We start from the raw sequence: 19360 nt of genomic DNA on the forward strand, positions 1-19360 counted from the left end.
CCGCTAGGGTGTGCCAAGGAGCGGTATGTTCCAGTTATGGGGCCGGGCGGGCTTGGGCATCATCGCCAGCAAGCCGCCCGGCCGCGTGACACGCTGCGTCTCGATCACCACGGGAATGTCGTACAGCTCCGGATCGGCCATAGCGAAGAGCATGACGTGCAGGCCTTTGTGGAAACTGGCGAGGCACGAGAACATGCCGACACCATCGCTGTTGAAGCGGTAGGCGAATTGCCCCAGTGAGTCCGACTTGCCCTGCCGGAGAGCGTTCAAACCCGGTAGAATGGAGAGAAGCGTGTCCGCAGTATCCTGGCCCAGCCCGACATTCGTGAACCACATGGCGTTGACGGCCCCGGTAAGGGGTAGGTTGGTGCCGATGTGCTCCCGGTAGAGCGCCATCCCGAGCTTGGCGCTGAACACGTCCAGACAGGCAGACCCGATGGGGCCGGTGCGAATTTGCACCCGGTCGAGCAGAACGCCGCCGTCGGTCTTGAACAGGATAGGTTCGGAGTTCGCCTTGGGACCGAAAAGCTCCTCAAGGAAGCCGGGCGCCTTCTTCCGCAGCATCCACGCCTGGCGGTGATTGTCGGCAAGCTCCCAATCGCCCTTGCCAATGAGCGGCCCGATCTTTGACATGAACGCCGCCACCAGGTCGGCCGCGCTCGTCCCGTTGTTGCACGGCTCACAGCAGGGAAACTCCATACCGCTGAGCCGGTATCGGTCCTTGAACATCGTCTTCGGCGGCATGTGTTCGAGCGTATCAGGTGGATCGGCGCAGTAAACGCACCGCTCTTCGCCTGCCATGATGACCTTGCGGCTCAGGCTCTTCTTGCGGCCGAGCTTCTGATTCAACGCGGCCCCTTGCGCTCTGCATGACTGGTCACTATGTTAACCACTTATCAACTATAGCGCCCTTGTGGCGTGCTGGGCAAAGGCTCTTGCTGCGCCTCCCCAGTTTACTGTCAGCCCGGAATACGTATGGGCAAGTAATGACACCCTTCTAACTTGGGGTGGATAAGACCGCGCGTGACGCGCAGGTCGAAGAGCAAGCCACGCCGAGGAATTTGTTTCGACCCTTTGATGGGCGAGCAAGTTCCTTGGCGCATAAGCCAAGGTTCTCTCGCCCAAGAGAGAACTCAGATGAAGATAGACCCAAACAGATTTCTCGTGGCGCTGCTACTCGTTTCAATTGCGGGGCTAGGCTCGACTTATGCTCATGCCTCGGCCGATCTGACGCCGAATGTGTTTGACCTTTGTGGCAACATCCTCGTGGCAACAATATTTGGTATGCTGAGACCTTGAACCTATCCGGTCGGGTGTGCATTTTAGTGCGGTCGAGCAGATGCAACCTCAGCCGCCAATGCACGATAACTAGCCTGCCATCGCCCCCAGTGGTTCTCGGGTGGCCGGTGCCTTCAATAGGCGCCAGCGCTGAGTCACCCGAGTTCGCCTTTAGTGGAGGCGGAGATGGGTATTATACCATCACATCATCTGCGGACCATCGCGAGCATTCTCTCGTGCATGGCCTATGATGTGGCTGTCCGGGTCATCGTGAAGATGATCATTTTATGCATCACCTAGTTTCATGGCCCCGCTGGCAGAATTGCTGGCGGGGCCATTCGCCAAGCGGGCAAAGCTGCTCATGATTCATCGGTGAAAAACGACAAACTTGGTCCTGCTCACGCTCGCCCTGTTCGTAGTTTGGCGACGGTACCGCGAAACATTCATCGCATCTCGTCGAACTAGAACTATGCCGCTAGGTGGTCGTTCCCATTCAATCCGGAACGACCGCTTACTATGGCTCCAGGCCGGGAAGCTATCATTCCGCCTACCACCCCCCTTCCAGTCATTCGTGAGGGAATGGGCCGGCAAGTGCAGATCAGCGATCCACCCATTTTTGAGATTGGCGCCGAGGTGCTGTGTCCTGAGAGCGTAGATAATCACGAAACGGATCCGGCATAACTCTCAGCGGGCTCGCCTAATACCCTTGGTGGCCAGCTTGACCATTGGCCACTAGCATGGTCCATTGGCCGCGTTGGCCGCCAGAACACCTCGGTTTTCGGCGACTTGCGGGCGACATTTAGTTTTGCTGCGAATCCAGGTTCCCCAGCCAATCTCTCAGCGAAACTCTTTGTTCCCAGCAAGTTAGCGCCAACGCCGTCGGCCCGGTTGTGTGGATTACCCCAGTTTGGCCACCGAACTGGCCACCGGACACGATGCGATTTCCGGAGTCGCAGGGGAGCGGCATACCCAGCCGAAACTGTCGTGCCGGTCAGTTGGGAGCATGCATCGAGATGCGCACGGGACACTACACGCCTGAAAGGCCGCGTTACCTACTTCCGCCGGAAGGTACCTGAGTTCCTACAGGAAAGGCCTGCATCTACGGAGATCTGCTACAGACTTGGGTCATCTTCAGCGTGCCCCCCATAAAACCCAGAAAGCTGCCAGGGAGGACCGGCAGCTTTGATCGCGTACTTGGAGAAGAGCACCTCCGGATCGGAGCGGACTTCCAGCCTAAAGCAAGCCCCGGTCAAACGCCTGGTAGACCCAGCGATTAGTTGGAGTGAAGCCAACGCTCATCTGCCTCGGTGTTTGCAGTCCACCATCATCTCCCGATCATCCTGCTGTGGTTCAAAAGTCCGCTGCACGGCTCGGCCTGGCTGCGCTATCTGGGGTTCCTTGCCTTCACCGGCGCCTCCTCCAGGATCGGGCTTTCAAGCGGTGCGAACTACGCAGTAACCATTCGCGAGGACGCCGGAGCGCACGTTTTTGAGAGCGGGTTCCATTCGGAGCGGGGAAGGCTAGGCTTGAGGGGTTAGGCAGCTGCCGGGCGCCTCCTGCGCCCGCTCAACGGGAGTGTCCCGGGGTGAAGCGACGACCGATTTATATCGGATCGAACAAGGCGCGCACGGGCCAGCCGTCGGGGCGCGCTATGGCCACACGCCCCCTTCCCCAGGCAACTGATCCTGCCGCCCAAGAACCTAGTTTCTCCCACCGCGCGCGCCAGCACCTGCACCGGACCTACAACCAGCATCAAGGCAAGGTGCTGGTGCTGTCCTCGGTGCTCCTCGCCCTCTTGCTGGTGGGGCTCTACGACGTGTTGCGTCCGCCCGGCCAGAACCTGAGCCAGGGCGACATCACCGACGCCGTGAACTTCGCCCTCGACGAGCGCGGACGCCCCCCGTCAATCGCATCCCAGGCTTATGCTACCATTATTCCTTCGGTGGTGCGGGTCACTGGCTATGACCCGGCTGCCGGTGAAGAACCCGCGGCTCGCGCCCAGGCCGGGGAGCCGCCGGCAGCCGAACTGCCCCAATCGGGGGAGATCGAAGAAGATTTCCATGAAGAGTTCACCGCCGTCGGCAGCGGCGTCGTCATCGACGACCAGGGCACTATCCTGACCAATCTGCATGTTGTGCGCGCCGCCAAGCGGCTGCGGGTGTCGTTCTTTGATGGCACCGAAGCCGACGCCACGATCGTCGGCGCCCGACCCGAACTCGACCTTGCCATCATCCGCCCCAGCGTGCTGCCCGATGACCTGCTCCCGGCAACGCTCGGCTCGAGCAGCAGTCTGCGCCCGGGGGACGATGTTGTGGCTGTCGGCTTTCCTTTCGGCATCGGCCCCTCCGCCTCGGCCGGCGTGGTGTCGGGCCTGTTGCGCGTGCTCGAGCGGGAAGGCGAAAGCACCATGCGCAACCTGATCCAGTTCGATGCAGCCGCTAATCCCGGCAATTCGGGCGGCCCGCTGGTCAATGCCGATGGCGAGGTCGTCGGCATCGTCACCGCCATCCTCAATCCCTCGGGGCTGCGCACTTTTGCCGGTATCGCCTTTGCCGCCACCATCGAGGAAGCCGGGGGCGCCGTCGAAGAGTCACCGCTTTAGCCAGGAACGGAAGCAGCCATGGACGATCCAATCGAGACCCCGACGCCCGCCGCCTCCTTGATGGAGCAGGTGCTCTATGAAGTCAAAAAGGTCGTGGTCGGGCAGGACCATTTCCTTGAGCGCGTGTTGATCGCCCTTCTGGCCAAGGGCCACCTCCTGGTCGAGGGGGTTCCGGGCCTCGCCAAGACACTGACCGTCAACACCCTGGCCCATGCGATCCAGGGGCAGTTCAAGCGCATACAGTTCACGCCCGACCTGGTGCCCGCCGATCTTGTCGGCACCCGCATCTACAACAACAAGGATGGCGAGTTCACCACGTCCCTCGGGCCGGTGTTCTGCAATCTGCTGCTCGCGGACGAAATCAACCGGGCCCCGGCCAAGGTACAAAGTGCCCTCCTCGAAGTGATGCAGGAACGGCAGGTCACCATTGCCGGCCAAAGCCACCGGGTGCCCGAGCCCTTCGTCGTGATGGCGACGCAAAACCCCATCGAAACGGAAGGAACCTACCCGCTGCCCGAAGCGCAGGTGGACCGCTTCATGATGAAGGTGCTGGTCGGCTATCCCTCCGAGGAAGAAGAATTCGTGATCGTCTCGCGCGTAACCGGGGTGATGCAGACCGTGGCTAAAGTGGCGACCACCGAGCAACTCATTGCCCTTCAGGCGCGGGCGCGGCAGCTTTACGTCGATCCGACGCTGATCCAGTTCGTGGTGCGGCTGGTTGCAGCCACCCGCAACCCCGAACTGGTCGGGCTCAAGGACCTGCAGCGCCTGATCACCTATGGCGCGAGCCCGCGGGCCAGCATCAACATGATTGAAGCCGGACGAGCGCTCGCCTTCCTGAGGGGCCGCGAGTATGTCTTGCCCCAGGATGTGATCGACGTGGCGGCCGATGTCATGCGCCACCGCATTGTCCTGTCCTATGAAGCGCTCTCGGAATCCATCGGTCCCGACGGGATCATCAACCAGATCCTTCGGGCCGTCCCGGCACCCGAACAACCCTTGCAAACCCATGCCCGCCTCGCCTCGGCAAGCTGAAGCGCTGCTCCAGCGCGTGGAATGGACCGTGGTGCGCCGCCTCGACGGCGCATTGCAGGGCAATTACCGCACGCTGTTCCGCGGCGCCGGCCTAGATTTCGCGGATTTGCGCGAATACCAGGCCCACGACGATGTCCGCCACATCGACTGGAACGTCACCGCGCGCACCCAGGTGCCCCATGTGCGCATCTTCCACGAGGATCGCGAGGTGACCGCCTGGTTCCTGCTCGATCTCAGCCCCTCGGTCGATTTCGGCTCCGGCGACACCAACAAGCGGCAGGTGCTGACCGAATTCACCGCCGCGCTCGCACGAATATTCGTGTATCACGGCAACAAGGTGGGCGCCATTCTGTTTGATGGCGTCGACGAGCTCATCGTTCCCGCCCGCAGCGGCCGCCGCCATCTGCTGCATCTGATTGACAAGGTGCTCAGCCATCCGCGGCGCCTGCGCGCACCGCAAACCGATCTTGGTGGCTTTTTTCACCGCGCCGGTTCGGCCCTCAAGCGCCGGTCCATCGTCTTTGCCGTATCTGACTTTGTGTCGCTTCCCGGCTGGCAATCCTCTCTTGGCGCGCTCGCGCGCCGCCACGAAGCCGTTGCCGTGCGGCTGGTCGATCCCCTCGAACAGGCACTGCCCGATCTGGGCCTGCTGGCCATCGAAGACGCCGAAACGGGCGAGCAGTTGCTTGTCGACACGGGCGACCGGACCTTCAGGGATCGGTTCAGCGCGCTGGCCGGGCAATGGGAGGAAGAGATCGTCGATGGCTTCAATCAGGCCGGAATCGATGCGCTTGAACTCTCGACGGCCGACGATCTGGCCGACGCGATCCTCAGATTCGTCACCATGCGCCGGATCAGCGCCAGTGGCGCCATAGCAGGAGCAACGGCATGACCTTTCTCTGGCCAGATATGCTCTGGTTGTTGCTGCTCCTGCCGTTGCTGGTGGGCGCCTATGTCTGGATCCTGCGCCGGCGCAAGAAAACGGCGCTGCGCTATGCCAATCTGCCGCTCATCCGGCAGGCGCTTGGCAAGGGGCCGGGCTGGCGCCGCCATGTGCCACCGGCGCTGTTGCTGCTTGCCGTTGGCGTGCTGGTGCTGGCCGTGGCGCGCCCTGCGGCGGTGGTCACCCTTCCCAGTTCCCGCTCCACGGTGATCCTGGCGATCGACACCTCCGGCTCCATGCGCGCCACCGATATGTCGCCCTCGCGCATTGCTGCCGCGCAGGAAGCGGCCAAGGCCTTCATCACCAGCCAGCCCATGGATGTGGAGATTGGCATCGTGGCCTTTGCCGCTTCTGCTGTCCTGATGCAGGCGCCCACGCTCGACCGGGAACTGCTCACGGCCGCCGTCGATGGCTTTGACCTGCGGCGCGGCACTGCCGTGGGCGCGGGCGTGATCACGGCGCTTTCCACCATCTTTCCCGACCGCTCGTTTGAGATCGAAGGCTATGATCCGCGTGATCAGCTGGGGATGCGAAGCGGTGGCGTGACGCCCCAGACCGGCCGCTCGCTCGACAATGCCGAGCCTGAGCCCCAGCCGGCAGAACATGTGCCGGTTGAACCGGGATCCTACCAGAATGCGGTCATCATCCTACTGACGGACGGGGCAACCACCACCGGCCCTGATCCTCTGGCAGCGGGGAAATTGGCGGCCGATCACGGCGTGCGGATCTATACGGTGGGCTTTGGCTCGACCGGCGGCGAAGTGGTCGATTTCGGCGGCCGCTTCATGCGCGCCATGCTCGACGCACCAACCCTGCAGGCCATCGCCGCTACCACGGAAGGTGAGTATTTCGAGGCCCAGTCCGCCGAGGCGTTGTCGGAGGTTTACGGAACGCTGGCGACCCGCCTGATCGAGGAAAAAAAGCTCACCGAAATCGCCTTCCTCTTCGCCGGCCTCGGCGCCCTCCTCACCCTCGCCGCCGCTGGCCTGTCCATGCTCTGGCTTGGGCGCATAGCCTGATCTTTGGCGCGAGTTCTGCGGGCAAAGCTAGGTCCCGAGTGTGGTTACTTTCTGCTTCATGCATTCCCGGAACGTCTCGTCTGGGGCCGTAATTGGTGTATAACAACCAGTCACAAGCACCTCGGCCAAGCGGCTGGTGGGCCTAGTCGAGTGTGGGCTAAACAAGCAGTCCCACCTTGAAAGCGTCTGTCGTGATTGACGGCAGAGTGCTTCATCCTTGCCACATTGATAGTAGCTCAGTGCGATAACGGCGCCTAAAGGGCCCAGCCCTGCGAGGCCAGCCAATCGCGGTCATCAAGATTGAGCCTGTCCCGGAACACGTCCCGAGCCGAAGGGGCAGAACCATGCTGCCGCATAGTCGGCGGCAGGATCGCCCACGGCATATAGCCTGCAAATCGAGCACACCCGGCAAAACACCATCTCGGACGATCAGGTTGTCAGCCTTGAGATCACGGTGCAGCCAAACTGCTGGCCCCATAAACTCTGCGTGCAGACCTCGTCCCAAAGAGCATGCGCGCGCCGGGCGTCTATTTCGTCGGCGACGATGTCAACCTCAAGGACCCCACCGATGAGCACGCCCGGGCAAGGTAACGCAACTGCAAAACCGGGTCGCCGGGATTGCTGCTGAGGCTGGCGCGCCTGACCGACCCGGGATATTTCCAAACGGCTGTGGAGTAAACTGGGGAATCTCCCGGCCAGCCATATGCTAGTTAAGGCAACTCATTTTATTGCGCACGCACGACTCTTCCTGCTAGGGCTTAAGCTTGGCCCCGGCAATCCAATTCAGCTATTTTGGAGCCTAGGCCATGTATGATGTTATCATTATCGGCCTCGGCGCCATGGGCAGCGCGGCGGTCGCCGAAATCGCGGCCCGCGGGCACAAAGTGCTTGGTCTCGAGGCGTTCCAGCCGGCGCATAAGCTCAGCTCTTCGCACGGCGACAGCCGTATCATCCGGCTCGGTTACCATGAGGACCCAGCCTATGTGCCGCTGCTACAGCGCGCTTATCGCAACTGGGCCCGCATGGAACGCCGGCGCCAAACCAACCTCCTGAGCAAGGTCGGCGTGTTGCAGATCGGCAAGCCGGGCAGCGAGCTGATCGGGGGCATGTTGGCCTCCTGCGCAGAATACGGCCTCGCGCACGAGATTCTGGATCAGGCTGAAATGGCCGACCGCTATCCGGCCTATCGGCTGGCTGGGGACGAAATTGGCGTCTTCGATCCAGAAGGGGGTTATATTCGTCCCGAAGCCGCCATTTGGGGCAATCTCAAGCTGGCAACCGCCGATGGGGCCCATATCCATATCGGCGAGCGCGTCACCAGAATCGAGCGAGGGGCAACGATTATGGTTCGCTCGCCCCAAGCGAGCTACGAAACGCGCAAGGTCATCGTTGCCACCGGCGCTTGGATATCGGAACTGGTCCCGGAGCTTGCGGCCCGCGCCCCGCCAATCAAGCAGGTCGTCGCCTGGTATCAGCCGGGCGATGGCTTTCTCGCCCAACCCGAAAGAATGCCCTGCTTCCTCAGCGATGAAGGCGAAGACGGCACCTGGTTTGGTTTCCCGCAAATCGGCGTTGATGGCGTCAAGATCGGCAAGCACTGCCATTTTTTCGAGCCAATCGATCCAGACCAGGCCAATCCGCCCGTCACTCACGCGGACATGGATCTCCTCGACGCCTTCGCCGCACGCCGAATGCCGGAGGTCGCAACCACACGGATCAAAGCGGTCACCTGCCGCTACACCATGCTTCCGGGCGAAAATTTCCTCATCGACCTTCTGCCAGCCGATCCTCGCGTTATCGTGTGCTCCGCCTGCTCCGGCCACGGGTTCAAATTCGCCAGTGTCATTGGAGAAATCCTTGCCGATCTGGCGCTGGATGGCGGCACTACCCTGCCCATAGCGCCCTTCACGTTCGACCGGCACATGGTGGGGTAAAGCCTGCTACCCTGAGGCGGAGGTGAAGTTTCTCGGAAGCATGAACCAGAGTGGCAGCTTTCCAGTACTGCACTGCACCGCACTGATTTGCTTTACGTCTGCAACCGGGGGCACGCTGCCGAGCAGAAAAGCGCCCCCTTCTTGGTCATTTTCGAGAGCTGCAGCTGGCACACAAAAGCGGACATAGACGTATTGCCGCCGAGTAGAGCGGATCAGGGCAATACCCAAGCTCTAGATCACCGCCGCCCTGGGCCGATAAGTCTCTTCCAGCTCCGCGACGTCTTCCGTGCTGAGCTTCAGCGCCAGTGCCGCAACGGCGTCGTCTAGGTGATGCGGTTTGGACGCGCCGATGATGGGCGCAGTGACGACGGGGTTTTGCAGAACCCAGGCGAGAGCGACCTGAGACATGGCGACGCCGTGGCGCTGGGCGACGCTCTGAACGGCGTCTACGATGCCATGGTCCATTTCGGCAGTGTCGCCATAGACTTTGGGAATGACATTGTCCGTCCCTGAGCGACCGGTGACCTGGCCCCATGGTCGGGTGAGCAGCCCCCTGCCCTGCGGGCTCCAGGGAATGACGCCAACGCCCTGATCCGCGCAAAGCGGCAGCATCTCACGCTCTTCCTCGCGGTAGAGGAGGCTTAGCTGGTTCTGCATCGAGACGAACGGCGTCCAGCCGTTCATTTTGGCGACATACTGGGCCTTGGAAAATTGCCAGGCCGACATGGATGAGGCTCCGATATAGGTGGCCTTTCCCGAGCGCACGACGTCGTGCAGCGCCTCCATCGTCTCTTCAATGGGGGTGTCGTTGTCCCAGCGGTGGATCTGATACAGGTCGACGTAATCGGTTTGCAGGCGAATGAGTGACGCATCGATCTCACGCATGATTGCCCGGCGTGACAGTCCGGTGGCGTTGGCATCGGTTCGACGGGTTGCGCCGTTGACCTTGGTGGCGAGGACGACGTCCTCCCGTCGCACAAAGTCCTTCAACGCGCGCCCCAGGATTTCCTCGGAACTGCCGTCGGAATAAACGTTTGCCGTATCGAAAAAGGTGATGCCGAGGTCAAGCGCTTGGCGGATAAAGGGACGACTTTGGTCCTCAGGCAGCGTCCATGGGTGGTTCCCCTGGTCAGCTGCCCCATAGGTCATGCAGCCGAGGCAGAGCCGCGAGACTTTGAGACCGCTAGTGCCCATTCGCTTGTGGTCCAAAGTCGCTCTCCCGATACCTGTGTTTGGTCCAGGCAAGGGTAAGGCTTAGTGGCGCCGGATGTATAGGACTATTCAGCGGGCCAGCGTGGCCCGCGTTCCAAGGACACGGCTGTTGCCGGACAGAACCAGCGTAGAATGGCGGAACATGCGCTTGGCGCCGCGCAGCGGCGGATGAGAAACCAAGCAATAGCTTCAATGGTGACGACTGCCGATAATAATGCGCCCCCTTTCGGTCATGCGCACGAGCTGCGGAAATTCCCAATAGCAGCCGTTGTGTCTAACCACCATGACGATGGTACCTAGAACACTAGATAGGTACCTCAGCGGCAACGGCAGCTCCTGTAGGTTGCCATTAAGCGAGATGTCCTTGATGATCGGATGTCGGTGACGCTCCGTCAAAATGCCAAATGCTCAGTCCTGCAAAAACGCTGATTGGGATCAAGCGGACATCCGCGTTGCCGATACATCGCGGACGGGTGGCATGCCGAACATGCGGCGGTATTCGCGCGTGAACTGTGGCACGCTTTCATAGCCGACAGCATACGCCGCAGTGCTGGCAGAGGCACCCTCTGCGACCATTTGTCGACGGGCCTCAATCAGCCGTAGCTGCTTTTGAAACTGCAGTGGCGAGAGCGACGTCACCTGACGGAAATGTTGATGAAAGGACGAGAGGCTCATGCCGGCCACAGCGGCAAGTTTTTCGACCGGCAGCGGCTGAGCGAAGTCGGAGCGTAGCACTGCCACCGCCTTGGCGATGCGCTGGATGTTGCTATCGGGCCAGCCAAGGCGCCGAATGGCCGAGCCGTGGCGGCCTGCCAACAACCAATAATGCATCTCGCGCAGGAGCAGCATTTTGAGCACGGGAATCGAGGCCGGGCGTTCGAGCAAATGCAGCAACCGCCGAGCCGCGTCAGCAACTTCAGCATGGGTCGGTTCGGTTCGGATCGGCGCAGCGTCAGCCACCGGGGCCAGTCTCATCTCGACGCTAAGCTCTGTCAGCAGCGCCCGTTCGAGGTCCAGCACCAGCGAGAAATAAGGCCGGCCGACGCTAGCTTCAGTGATCTGGCTGATTGTCGGCACGTCGGCGGTGACAACGAGCGAATCTCCTGCTCCGAAATCGAAGACGTCGTTGCCCATGGTGACGCGCTTCTGCCCTTGAACCACAAGTGCCACGAGCGGCTTCGAGACTGCGTATTGCAAGGCACTTGGCCGGGTGGCGCGGATCAGTGTCAGACCTGGAATGGGCGTCACGGCAATGCCATCCGAATCGGCATGAGCATTGGCGTAACGCGCGACAGCATCGAGCAAAGCTTGGGTCACCGTGGCGCTCTCCTCCTTGGATGCTGCCGGCACTCTAGGGTGGGCTCGATGGCGCGTAAAGTCAGTTTAGAGGATTAGGCAAAGTTCAGCGAGTTCCGGCAAAGCGGCCGAGTCTCTTTAGGCAAGTATCTGCCACCCAATCAGCCCTGCTGCGGCAAGGCAAGCCAAGGAGGACAAGATGAGCCAACTCGCTCGCGTATTGATGCTGACAGCAACGGCTTTGCCGAATTGATGGGGCCGCATGCCGGACGATCTGCCGCGCTCTTGCGCCGCAGTGGTTGGTGCCATTTTCGCCTGACTGGTTTTATCCGATCGAGCAAGACAGGCGCAGAATTGAGCAAAACGTCCGCTCCCCGCACTCGTAAGTTCAATTCATCAAAGCCTAGGAGACTTCTATGTCCAAGATTGCACTCGTTACAGGTTCCAGCCGCGGCCTCGGTCGCAACACCGCCCTGTCAATCGCCCGCCGTGGCGGAGATGTTATTGTGACCTATCGCTCCGGCGCCCAAGAGGCAGCCAAGGTGGTCGACGAGATCGAGGTCTTGGGCCGCAAGGCGGTCGCTATACGGCTCGATGTGGCCAGTGTTTCGAGCTTCGCGGGCTTTGTTGAGCAGCTAAAGGCTGCGCTTTCCGCGACCTGGGACCGCGATACTTTCGACCACCTCATCAATAATGCCGGACATGGTGACATGGGAATGCTCGCCGAGACCACCGAAGCCCAGTTCGACGCCCTGGTTGACGTCCATTTCAAGGGCGTCTTTTTTCTCACCCAGGCACTATTGCCGGTGCTCGCCGATGGCGGCCGCATCGTCAATATCTCGACGGGGCTCACACGCGTTTCCTATCCAGGGTTCTCGGCTTATTCGGCGGTCAAGGGGGCCATCGAGACACTCACGATCTACATGGCTAAGGAACTGGCAGTCCGCGGGATCACCGCCAATGTTGTCGCGCCCGGCGCTATCGAGACCGACTTTCTGGGCGGCGCGGTCCGCGACACGCCTGACCTCAACACGGCTTTCGCCGGGATGATCGCGCTGGGTCGGGTGGGCGTGCCCGATGATATCGGTCCGATGATCTCGAGCCTCCTGAGCGAAGACAATCGTTGGATCACCGGTGAGCGCATCGAAGTCTCGGGGGGCCAGGTGATCTAACAAGGCGCAAGGGGAGCTCACGCTTCCCTTCTACGTCTCTCCGGTAAACGAAGCTCGGGGCAACTTCACGCCGGCTCGTCACCAATTACGGGCAAACACTTGATCAGCTTGCATGATGGCGCATCAAGGAACTCCACCCCCTGCGCGCCCAACTCGGTCGAACGATTGAGCCGCCGTTCAACCCAGAGGCAGACGCTGACAGCTCGCGAATACCGGGCGGCCAGGCATGCGCCTAGGCGTGCGTTGCCGACAGCGACCGCAATTTCTGAGCATCCTGGCTAGGTGCGGCACCGAAGTACCTGCGGTATTCACGGCTGAACTGAGACGCGCTGTCGTAACCAACCTTGAAGCCTACGCCAGTGACGTCGTTGGGGTGGCTGGCAAGCAGGAGTCTGGCTTGCTGAAGGCGGATCTGCTTTTGAAACTGGATGGGGCTCATGGCAGTGACCGCCTGAAAGTTGCGGTAGAAGGCCGAGACGCTCATGCCAACAAAGTCGGCCACGTCTTCCACCTTGAACGACGCAGCATGATGCTCGCGGATCCAGCGCACGGCCCGGGAGATGTGACTGAGATGGCTGTCGGCCAGTCCAAGCTGGCGTACTGCGCTGCCTTGCTCCCCCACAATCAGCCGCCAGAGGATTTCCCGCTTGATGAGCGGGGCCAGGACAGCGATGTCGCGGGGAGAGTCGAGCAGGCGCAGCAGGCGAATAACAGCATCCAGCAGAGCCTGCGGCGCATCACTGACGAGCATGCCCGATGGTGGCGGTCCAGAGCCCTCGCGCACACAATCGCGTCCCCCTTGCAGCAGCAGTTCCGCAATGGACATGGGATCAAGCTCGAACCCGAACCCAAGTGCCGGGTGGTCGGGGCCCGCATCCAGAAACTGCCCGGAAACGGGAAGGTCAACGGATGCCAGCAGGTATTGCCCTGGACGGTACTCATAGAGCCGATCACCCAGCGCCAGGTATTTGGCACCCTGCGCCACAAGCGCCATCACTGTGCCAGACATGGTTTTCTCATAAGCGGACACATCATGGCGGGCCAACATGATCCCGGCAATTGGTGTACTCATGTCAGGCCTGGCGTGGCGATCGATGAGATCCCGAAGTTCGGTGATGTGCTCGTTCATGGGGCCACTCCCAAGTCGGTCAGGACTGTCTAAAGCTACTCGGGTGCTCGTCTTCATGCACCCGAGTATTCCTGCTTGAGAGCGCAGCTCAACTCGCGCGCGCCAGTTCCACAGCGTCAGCACCTGCGGGGAAACGAAGCTGTCCGGAAAGATCGTTGGCAGCTGCCCAAACCGCCTCGGCAACATCGCTTTCTTTGGTCGTCAGCGCCGGGTTGGCAAAGGCGACAAAGATTGGTTCGGCATAGGACTGATAGGCGGGTGGGATCAGATCCGCGATGTTCAGCTCTGAGTTGGCTCCAAAGCGCGTGGTCGGCGCATAGCCAGGCTCCACAAGCTTGGCCCGGATGTTGAATGCTGCCAGTTCATGCGCCAGCGATCCAGTAAAGCCTTCAATGGCCATCTTGCTGGCCGTGTAGGCTGCCGCGAGCGGCATGGGCACCAGTGTCACGCTTGAGGTGACATTGACGATCACGCCGGAGTTCCGGGCGCGGAACAGCGGGATAACGGCTTGCGTCATGGCCATGACACCAAAGGTGTTGGTGTTGAACACCTTGCGGATATGGCTCATGGGCGTTGCTTCAAAGGCTCCAACCACACCGATCCCCGCATTGTTCACGAGAACATCAACGGGGCCGGCCGCCCCGAGGGCTGCCGCTATGCTTTGCTCGTCCGTGACGTCGAGGGCGATGACGCGGAGCCGCTCAGAGCCGGGCAAAACATCGTCCCTGGGCGTGCGCATCGTGGCGACGACATTCCAGCCTTTGGCGTGGAAGAAGCGAGCGGTCTCCAGTCCATAGCCCGACGAACTGCCGGTGATCATAACCGTCTTCATGGCGTATTCCTTTGATGTGGTGCGATCCCTTTGACCGCCTCGACACCATCTAAGCGCCCGCCCGCTCGCTGCGTTATCATCAAACTGCCAATCACTTGCACGATCCTATCTCAAGCGAGAGCCGAGTTGACGATTTGGACGCGACGCAGATTGCCTTGTTCAGGTCCAACGCGCGATTGGCGCCGGTCGGCGACTCGGAAGGGCTTGCATGAGGGGGTGCGCACTGGACGCTCGCAGGCGGGCGACGCCCGCAAGCGGGCGCCTGGCAGGTGAACTTCGCGACAGCGTGGGCTGTTGTCACGCCTTCATTTTCCCGCCGTCGTCTAGCGCGAGGTCTCGAGCACCTTCAGCACGCCGTCGGCAAGGGCATCAACACATGCCGCGATGTCTTGCGAGGCGCGCGCCGACGGCAGCCCAAGAACCGCGTCTTCCAACCGCTTAGGCACGTGAGGGAGCCTCGCTGCGAGTTGCACAAGCCTCTTTTCGCCAGGGTGGGTGGCGCGATTGGCAGCAAAGAGAACGTCGAAGTAGCTGCCAAGAAAGGCGGCGCTGCGATGGCTAATAGCAACCGCATCACCCCGTTGTGCTGCTTTGATGACCTGCCCGCCGAAAGCTCCGAACGAGTCCCGTAACAAGGGTAGATTCTCGGCGATGATCGCCCGTGCCAGTGCCTCAGATTAGGGCTGGCGGGCGTAGGCCTGTAACGCTCCGAGCACGCCCCGTTTGTCCGGCAGCACCCTGCAGGTGGCGAGATTGTGTACGATGCAGGTCGTGTACCCGATTGACGCCTCGTGTTGGTGGAGAACCCGCGACAGGTGGGCGCGAGTATCCGCCAATGCGCGATACATCACGTCGACATGGATGCCGGTTCCCAGTTCGTCCCATTCGTCGCTGGTCTCCCAGTAGCGGTTGTCGATCTCAACGGGCGCCGTGTCGGTGTGCCAGTGCCGAGCGCGTTTCCACGCGCACCGGAACATTGGAGTAGACGTAGAGATCAATGTCCGATGCGTCGTCCGCCCAGCCACTGACGCGCGAGAGCTACTGCCTCAACTTCGGGGACACGCCAAGTTCCTCCGCAAGATCATCAATAAGCATTTCCAAGCCTTCAGGATGCCAGGGTTGTAGTGCCTGACTACCCTGCCGGAGTGCCCGTTAACGGCTGCTTCCGTGCCAATCAAACACTTTTCGGGCCCTACAGGCTTACATTCTGCCTGGACCGACGTGGCACCTATGAGGTTCGCGGGGGTGGGCTTAACTGCTCCGGTCGAATGAACTGGAACGTCTCCGGGCGCGCCGTTTTGATGGAGCTTCAGAGGTCGTCGTGTGGGCAGAGGCGAGCCTGGGAAGCTGCGCGAATAGATTGCCGTTCCGCCGGAATATTGAGCCGGATAGCGGGTCAGCTTTTAGGCACACCAAGGCTCTCCGCCTTGCGGTGCACGTACTTTCCTAGTGTCCGTGGTGTGTCTTCTCGGACTTTCACTGCCAACCGCATCTAGACTGCCGCTGTCGGTTGCGCCGGGCAATCCCGCACCCCCGTGTTTCCGCCAGCGTAGTTCAGGATTGGAGCTACAGGATGTACTCTGCCTCGAGGTTGCAAACAAAAGGCCGCTCAACCGAGGAAGTCACACGCGGTACGCCCCACCACTTCGTCCTCTTCATTTCTCAACGGACGAGGTTTTGGTGCAGCATCGATTTACGACTTGGCGGGATATGCATTCGGTAGTCGTCAACTTGAGCACTAACGCGGATGCTGGCGCATTTTCGGGACGGCATCGAACCTGGGATCTGGGCACTATGGTGCTTCAGACGATCCAAACGGACGGCGTACAGTTCGCAAGTCTAAATGAACATGCCAGACAGGGTCCGGTGGATCATTGGGTGATCACTTTATTTCTTAAAGGCGACTGCAACATCCGACGCCGCGATACGGTTCTGAAGACCAGGCCTGGAGTTCCGCAAATCACCTCGCTGGCAACTCCGTTTCGAGGCCATATCACCCGCAGCGAAGTGTGTTTGCTCTACATCCCGCGCGATACCTGCAGAGATGCAGCTTATATGCTCGATGCCGCCTCGTTCTCCTCCCTGCAACACGGAATGGGCGGCGTATTCGCCGACTATATGCAAAGTCTCGAGCAACGCATGCCCCAAATGCAGCGCGTTGATTTGCCTGAGCTCGCCTCCTCTACTCGTTCCCTACTCTTGGCCGCAGTCGCCTCGTCGCCAAGGCGCTTGGAGGAAGTCGAGACCATGATCAATTATGTACTGATAGAGCGAGCAAAGCGGTGCATACATGATCATCTACAGAGCCCCCCTGCTAGACGTTCGCTTTATATTGAAGGAACTGGGGATTTCTCGATCCAGACTATATCCACTATTTGAGGCCTCAGGCGGCGTTGTGCACTACATTCAAAAAAGACGTCTTCTTGCAGCTCACAATGCGCTAGCCAGCTCGGTGATTGGCAAACGCATTTTCGAAATTGCTGAAGCATTCTGCTTTAACGATGCGGCGGAGTTTAGTCGCGCCTTTCGGCGAGAATTCGGCTACAGCCCGTCTGATGTTCGGAATGACCGACGCACCCCACCGGTCGGCTATCCGTGCAATCCGGACTGGAAATCCAGCGATTTGCGCTCTCTCCTGAAGCGATTGCAGGCTTAAGAACAGCATCAGGCTCACTGCTTTTGTTGGTGCGGTATGAAGGCGAGCCCTGACCAACCTTCTTGATCGTACAACGCTTGAGGGCAGCTTTTGGGGACACGCGAACTGCCGGTGAACGGCTGAAAAGGGGTCGAGAGCCGTCAGTCGGCTTTTGGTGGCTTTGGCAAGTTAGCAGACATTTGGCACGCCGAAGTCGTTTCGCCGACCAATCCCGGCCGAGCGGCGGGTTGGCAAGCCAGACCTTACTTCTGTATTAGCAGGTCCTTCGACGTTACGACCAGACAGGCGGAGGGGATTTCTGCCCCTCCGCCTTGCCGGTTACTGTGCCGCTGCCGGTTCCAGCTTGGCGGCGATGAACTTGAAGTTGCTCCACCACCACCATGGCCCCTCATAATAATTGTCGGCCGAAGGGTAATTGGTCCAGTAGGTCTCGTTGACCGGCACGAATTTGGACGTACCGAACAGCTCGATGCTCGGCATGCCTTGCACCAGTTCCTTGAGCATATCGGTGCTCAACCCCACGACGCGCTCGTCATTGGCCGGGACCGCCCGCAGTTCATCGATAAGGGCGCTCAGTTCCTCGTCGACATATCGGCCCTGGTTGGAAGACGCAGGCGTGCCGTTCTCGCGGACATAATCCTTGTGCCAGCCTTCCAGCCGCACGAACAGATCGGGCGTGATCGCACAAGACGAGCCCCAATAGGAGCCAACGTCGTAGTCGCCCGTGTTCTCGGCGGTAAAGAATGCACCCGACTGCATTTGCTGGACCTGCGTCGGGATGCCGAACTGCGTCCATTCATTGGCGACGGCAAAGGCGAGGCGCTGCGACTGCACCTCGAAATCGGCCGGAGCCAGGATGTTGATCGTCCACGGCGTGCCGTCCGGCTTGAGCCACTGCCCGCCAGTATTGGTGAAGCCGGCTTCGGTCAGCAGCTTTGTTGCCTGTTGGGGATCATGCTTCCACCACCCGACCCCGAGGAGTTCGCGCAAGGCGTCCGGATCTTCGGGAATGCTTTCGACCCCTTCCGACCTCAGCCGTTCGCCCAGGCGCACGGCATAGTCGGGATCGAACGGCTTGTAGCCATCCTCCATGGTGAACTCGGCCAGCCACTGCGCCATGGGCTGATGATAGGTATCCATCAGCACCGTCGTGGGTGGAATGGCGAGTGGCGAAGCCCTCAGCATGCCCGAGAACGTTGCGATGCTGGCCTGCTCGGCATTGATGGCCAGCGCCAGCGCCCAGCGCGTTTTGGGATTGTCATAGGGCGCCTTGGACGTGTTGAAGTGCATGCCCCGCTCGCATGGATCGTCGAGATTGGCATAAGGGAAATCGGTGAACCATGCCCGCACCGCCGGGTTCTGGTTGCGCAGGATGTCGAGGCTCTCGGGCGAGATGTCCGTGAGAATATCGATGTCATTGGCGGCCATCGCCAAGACCCGCCGCTCTTCCGTGCCATAAGAGCGGAACAGCACGAATTGCGGTTTGGGTTCGCCAATGATCTGGCCGATATCGGAGTTCTGCCAATCCTCCCGCTTCTCCCAAAGGAACCAGGTGCCGTTGGGGTCATAGTCCTTGAACTTGTAGGCACTTATGGAAACCGGCGGGAAATTGGCGAAGGTCGCCGCATCCTCGTTTTCCCAGATGTGCTTGGGCACGACGTGGAAATTGTTGCCATAGATCACCGAGCCGAGCACTACGGCAAGGCGCGCCGTTGGCTTGGTGGTCGTCACCTCGATAGTATGGTCATCCACCTTGGTCATCGAGGCGATCTGGGCCGCATAGGCGGCGCTATAAGCGAGGGCCGAGGTGTTGCGGATCATGTTGTCGGTGAAGATCACGTCATCGGCAGTGAATGGCTGGCCATCGCTCCAGGTCAGGCCCTGCCGCAAGGGAACGGTGAACACGGTGAAGTCTTCATTGGCGATCGGCATTTCGGCCGCCAGATCAGGGAACTGCGAACCCTTGGCCGTGTCGATATCGTAGAGCAAGGCGCCGGCCATCTGGTGGTAGCCATGGTTGATGGTCACGCCCTGCTGGTACATGTTCATATTGGTCGGATTGCCGACGCGGGCGTTTAGCATGTCTACCACGAGGGTCTGCTCGCGCGGGGTCCCCACATCGGTCATCTGCTGTGCCCATGCGGGCAGCGTCGTGCTGGTCAACATCGTGCCGCCAAGGGCCAAAACAAGCCCGAGGCTGAATAGGGTGGTTCTGGCGCCGGGGCGCAGGGAACTGGTCAACAAGATCTCCT

The 19360-nt window shown here is 60.6% G+C and carries 14 protein-coding genes; 7 read left to right on the forward strand and 7 right to left on the reverse strand.

What is annotated here, in order from left to right:
• Positions 1-3: 3 nt before the first annotated feature.
• Positions 4-849, reverse strand: a complete 846-nt coding sequence (locus ELX51_RS15520) for a hypothetical protein (RefSeq protein ID WP_127754371.1) — start codon at positions 847-849, stop codon at positions 4-6.
• Between the two features lie 2080 nt (positions 850-2929).
• On the opposite strand from ELX51_RS15520, the gene ELX51_RS15525 reads away from it, so the two are divergent.
• From ELX51_RS15525 to solA, 5 genes are all read left to right on the forward strand, one after another.
• Complete coding sequence (locus ELX51_RS15525; protein WP_127754372.1) at positions 2930-3880, forward strand: trypsin-like peptidase domain-containing protein; 951 nt, start codon at positions 2930-2932, stop codon at positions 3878-3880.
• A gap of 18 nt (positions 3881-3898) precedes the next feature.
• Positions 3899-4915 carry a MoxR family ATPase gene (locus tag ELX51_RS15530; protein ID WP_248305142.1) on the forward strand — a complete coding sequence of 339 codons (1017 nt, stop codon included), beginning with the start codon at positions 3899-3901 and terminating at the stop codon, positions 4913-4915.
• Positions 4890-5807: a DUF58 domain-containing protein gene (locus ELX51_RS15535; RefSeq protein ID WP_206524643.1), complete on the forward strand. Its 918-nt coding sequence runs from the start codon at positions 4890-4892 to the stop codon at positions 5805-5807. The genes ELX51_RS15530 and ELX51_RS15535 overlap by 26 nt, the downstream gene beginning before the upstream one ends.
• A complete protein-coding gene (locus tag ELX51_RS15540) occupies positions 5804-6877 on the forward strand; it encodes a VWA domain-containing protein (protein ID WP_127754374.1) in 1074 nt (357 codons plus the stop codon). Before ELX51_RS15535 ends, ELX51_RS15540 begins: the two co-directional genes overlap by 4 nt.
• An 806-nt stretch (positions 6878-7683) precedes the next feature.
• Positions 7684-8811 carry an N-methyl-L-tryptophan oxidase gene (gene solA, locus ELX51_RS15550; protein WP_127754376.1) on the forward strand — a complete coding sequence of 376 codons (1128 nt, stop codon included), beginning with the start codon at positions 7684-7686 and terminating at the stop codon, positions 8809-8811.
• Between the two features lie 231 nt (positions 8812-9042).
• On the opposite strand, the gene ELX51_RS15555 is transcribed toward solA, so the two are convergent.
• Both ELX51_RS15555 and ELX51_RS15560 read right to left on the reverse strand, forming a co-directional pair.
• On the reverse strand, positions 9043-10020 hold the full coding sequence (locus ELX51_RS15555; RefSeq protein WP_127754377.1) for an aldo/keto reductase: 978 nt from the start codon (positions 10018-10020) through the stop codon (positions 9043-9045).
• A 438-nt stretch (positions 10021-10458) separates the two neighbouring features.
• Entirely contained in the window at positions 10459-11340 is an 882-nt protein-coding gene (locus ELX51_RS15560; protein WP_127754378.1) for an AraC family transcriptional regulator, read from the reverse strand.
• A 395-nt stretch (positions 11341-11735) separates the two neighbouring features.
• Here ELX51_RS15560 and ELX51_RS15565 point away from each other — a divergent pair, with 395 nt between their 5' ends.
• Positions 11736-12491 (forward strand): SDR family oxidoreductase, encoded by a 756-nt coding sequence (locus ELX51_RS15565; protein ID WP_127754379.1) that lies wholly within the window; start codon positions 11736-11738, stop codon positions 12489-12491.
• Between the two features lie 232 nt (positions 12492-12723).
• On the opposite strand, the gene ELX51_RS15570 is transcribed toward ELX51_RS15565, so the two are convergent.
• The 3 genes from ELX51_RS15570 to ELX51_RS15580 form a co-directional block, all read right to left on the reverse strand.
• Positions 12724-13620 (reverse strand): AraC family transcriptional regulator, encoded by an 897-nt coding sequence (locus tag ELX51_RS15570; RefSeq protein ID WP_127754380.1) that lies wholly within the window; start codon positions 13618-13620, stop codon positions 12724-12726.
• Between the two features lie 88 nt (positions 13621-13708).
• Complete coding sequence (locus tag ELX51_RS15575; protein WP_127754381.1) at positions 13709-14452, reverse strand: SDR family oxidoreductase; 744 nt, start codon at positions 14450-14452, stop codon at positions 13709-13711.
• Between the two features lie 323 nt (positions 14453-14775).
• Positions 14776-15087 carry a hypothetical protein gene (locus ELX51_RS15580; RefSeq protein WP_127754382.1) on the reverse strand — a complete coding sequence of 104 codons (312 nt, stop codon included), beginning with the start codon at positions 15085-15087 and terminating at the stop codon, positions 14776-14778.
• A 1075-nt stretch (positions 15088-16162) separates the two neighbouring features.
• Between ELX51_RS15580 and ELX51_RS15585 the strand changes: the two genes are divergently transcribed.
• Positions 16163-16831, forward strand: a complete 669-nt coding sequence (locus tag ELX51_RS15585) for a hypothetical protein (RefSeq protein ID WP_282567587.1) — start codon at positions 16163-16165, stop codon at positions 16829-16831.
• Between the two features lie 595 nt (positions 16832-17426).
• On the opposite strand, the gene ELX51_RS15595 is transcribed toward ELX51_RS15585, so the two are convergent.
• Positions 17427-19349, reverse strand: coding sequence for an ABC transporter substrate-binding protein (locus tag ELX51_RS15595; RefSeq protein WP_248305144.1), 1923 nt, complete (start codon positions 19347-19349; stop codon positions 17427-17429).
• Positions 19350-19360: the final 11 nt, after the last annotated feature.

This window comes from Devosia sp. 1566 (assembly GCF_004005995.1).
Taxonomy (GTDB): domain Bacteria; phylum Pseudomonadota; class Alphaproteobacteria; order Rhizobiales; family Devosiaceae; genus Devosia.

Coding starts and splice junctions, on each gene's coding strand:
- ELX51_RS15575 (WP_127754381.1), bottom strand. CDS start 14,452: ATGAAGACGGTTATGATCACCGGCAGTTCGTCGGGCTATGGACTGGAG.
- ELX51_RS15565 (WP_127754379.1), top strand. CDS start 11,736: ATGTCCAAGATTGCACTCGTTACAGGTTCCAGCCGCGGCCTCGGTCGC.
- solA (WP_127754376.1), top strand. CDS start 7,684: ATGTATGATGTTATCATTATCGGCCTCGGCGCCATGGGCAGCGCGGCG.
- ELX51_RS15585 (WP_282567587.1), top strand. CDS start 16,163: ATGCATTCGGTAGTCGTCAACTTGAGCACTAACGCGGATGCTGGCGCA.
- ELX51_RS15570 (WP_127754380.1), bottom strand. CDS start 13,620: ATGAACGAGCACATCACCGAACTTCGGGATCTCATCGATCGCCACGCC.
- ELX51_RS15530 (WP_248305142.1), top strand. CDS start 3,899: ATGGACGATCCAATCGAGACCCCGACGCCCGCCGCCTCCTTGATGGAG.
- ELX51_RS15540 (WP_127754374.1), top strand. CDS start 5,804: ATGACCTTTCTCTGGCCAGATATGCTCTGGTTGTTGCTGCTCCTGCCG.
- ELX51_RS15535 (WP_206524643.1), top strand. CDS start 4,890: ATGCCCGCCTCGCCTCGGCAAGCTGAAGCGCTGCTCCAGCGCGTGGAA.
- ELX51_RS15525 (WP_127754372.1), top strand. CDS start 2,930: ATGGCCACACGCCCCCTTCCCCAGGCAACTGATCCTGCCGCCCAAGAA.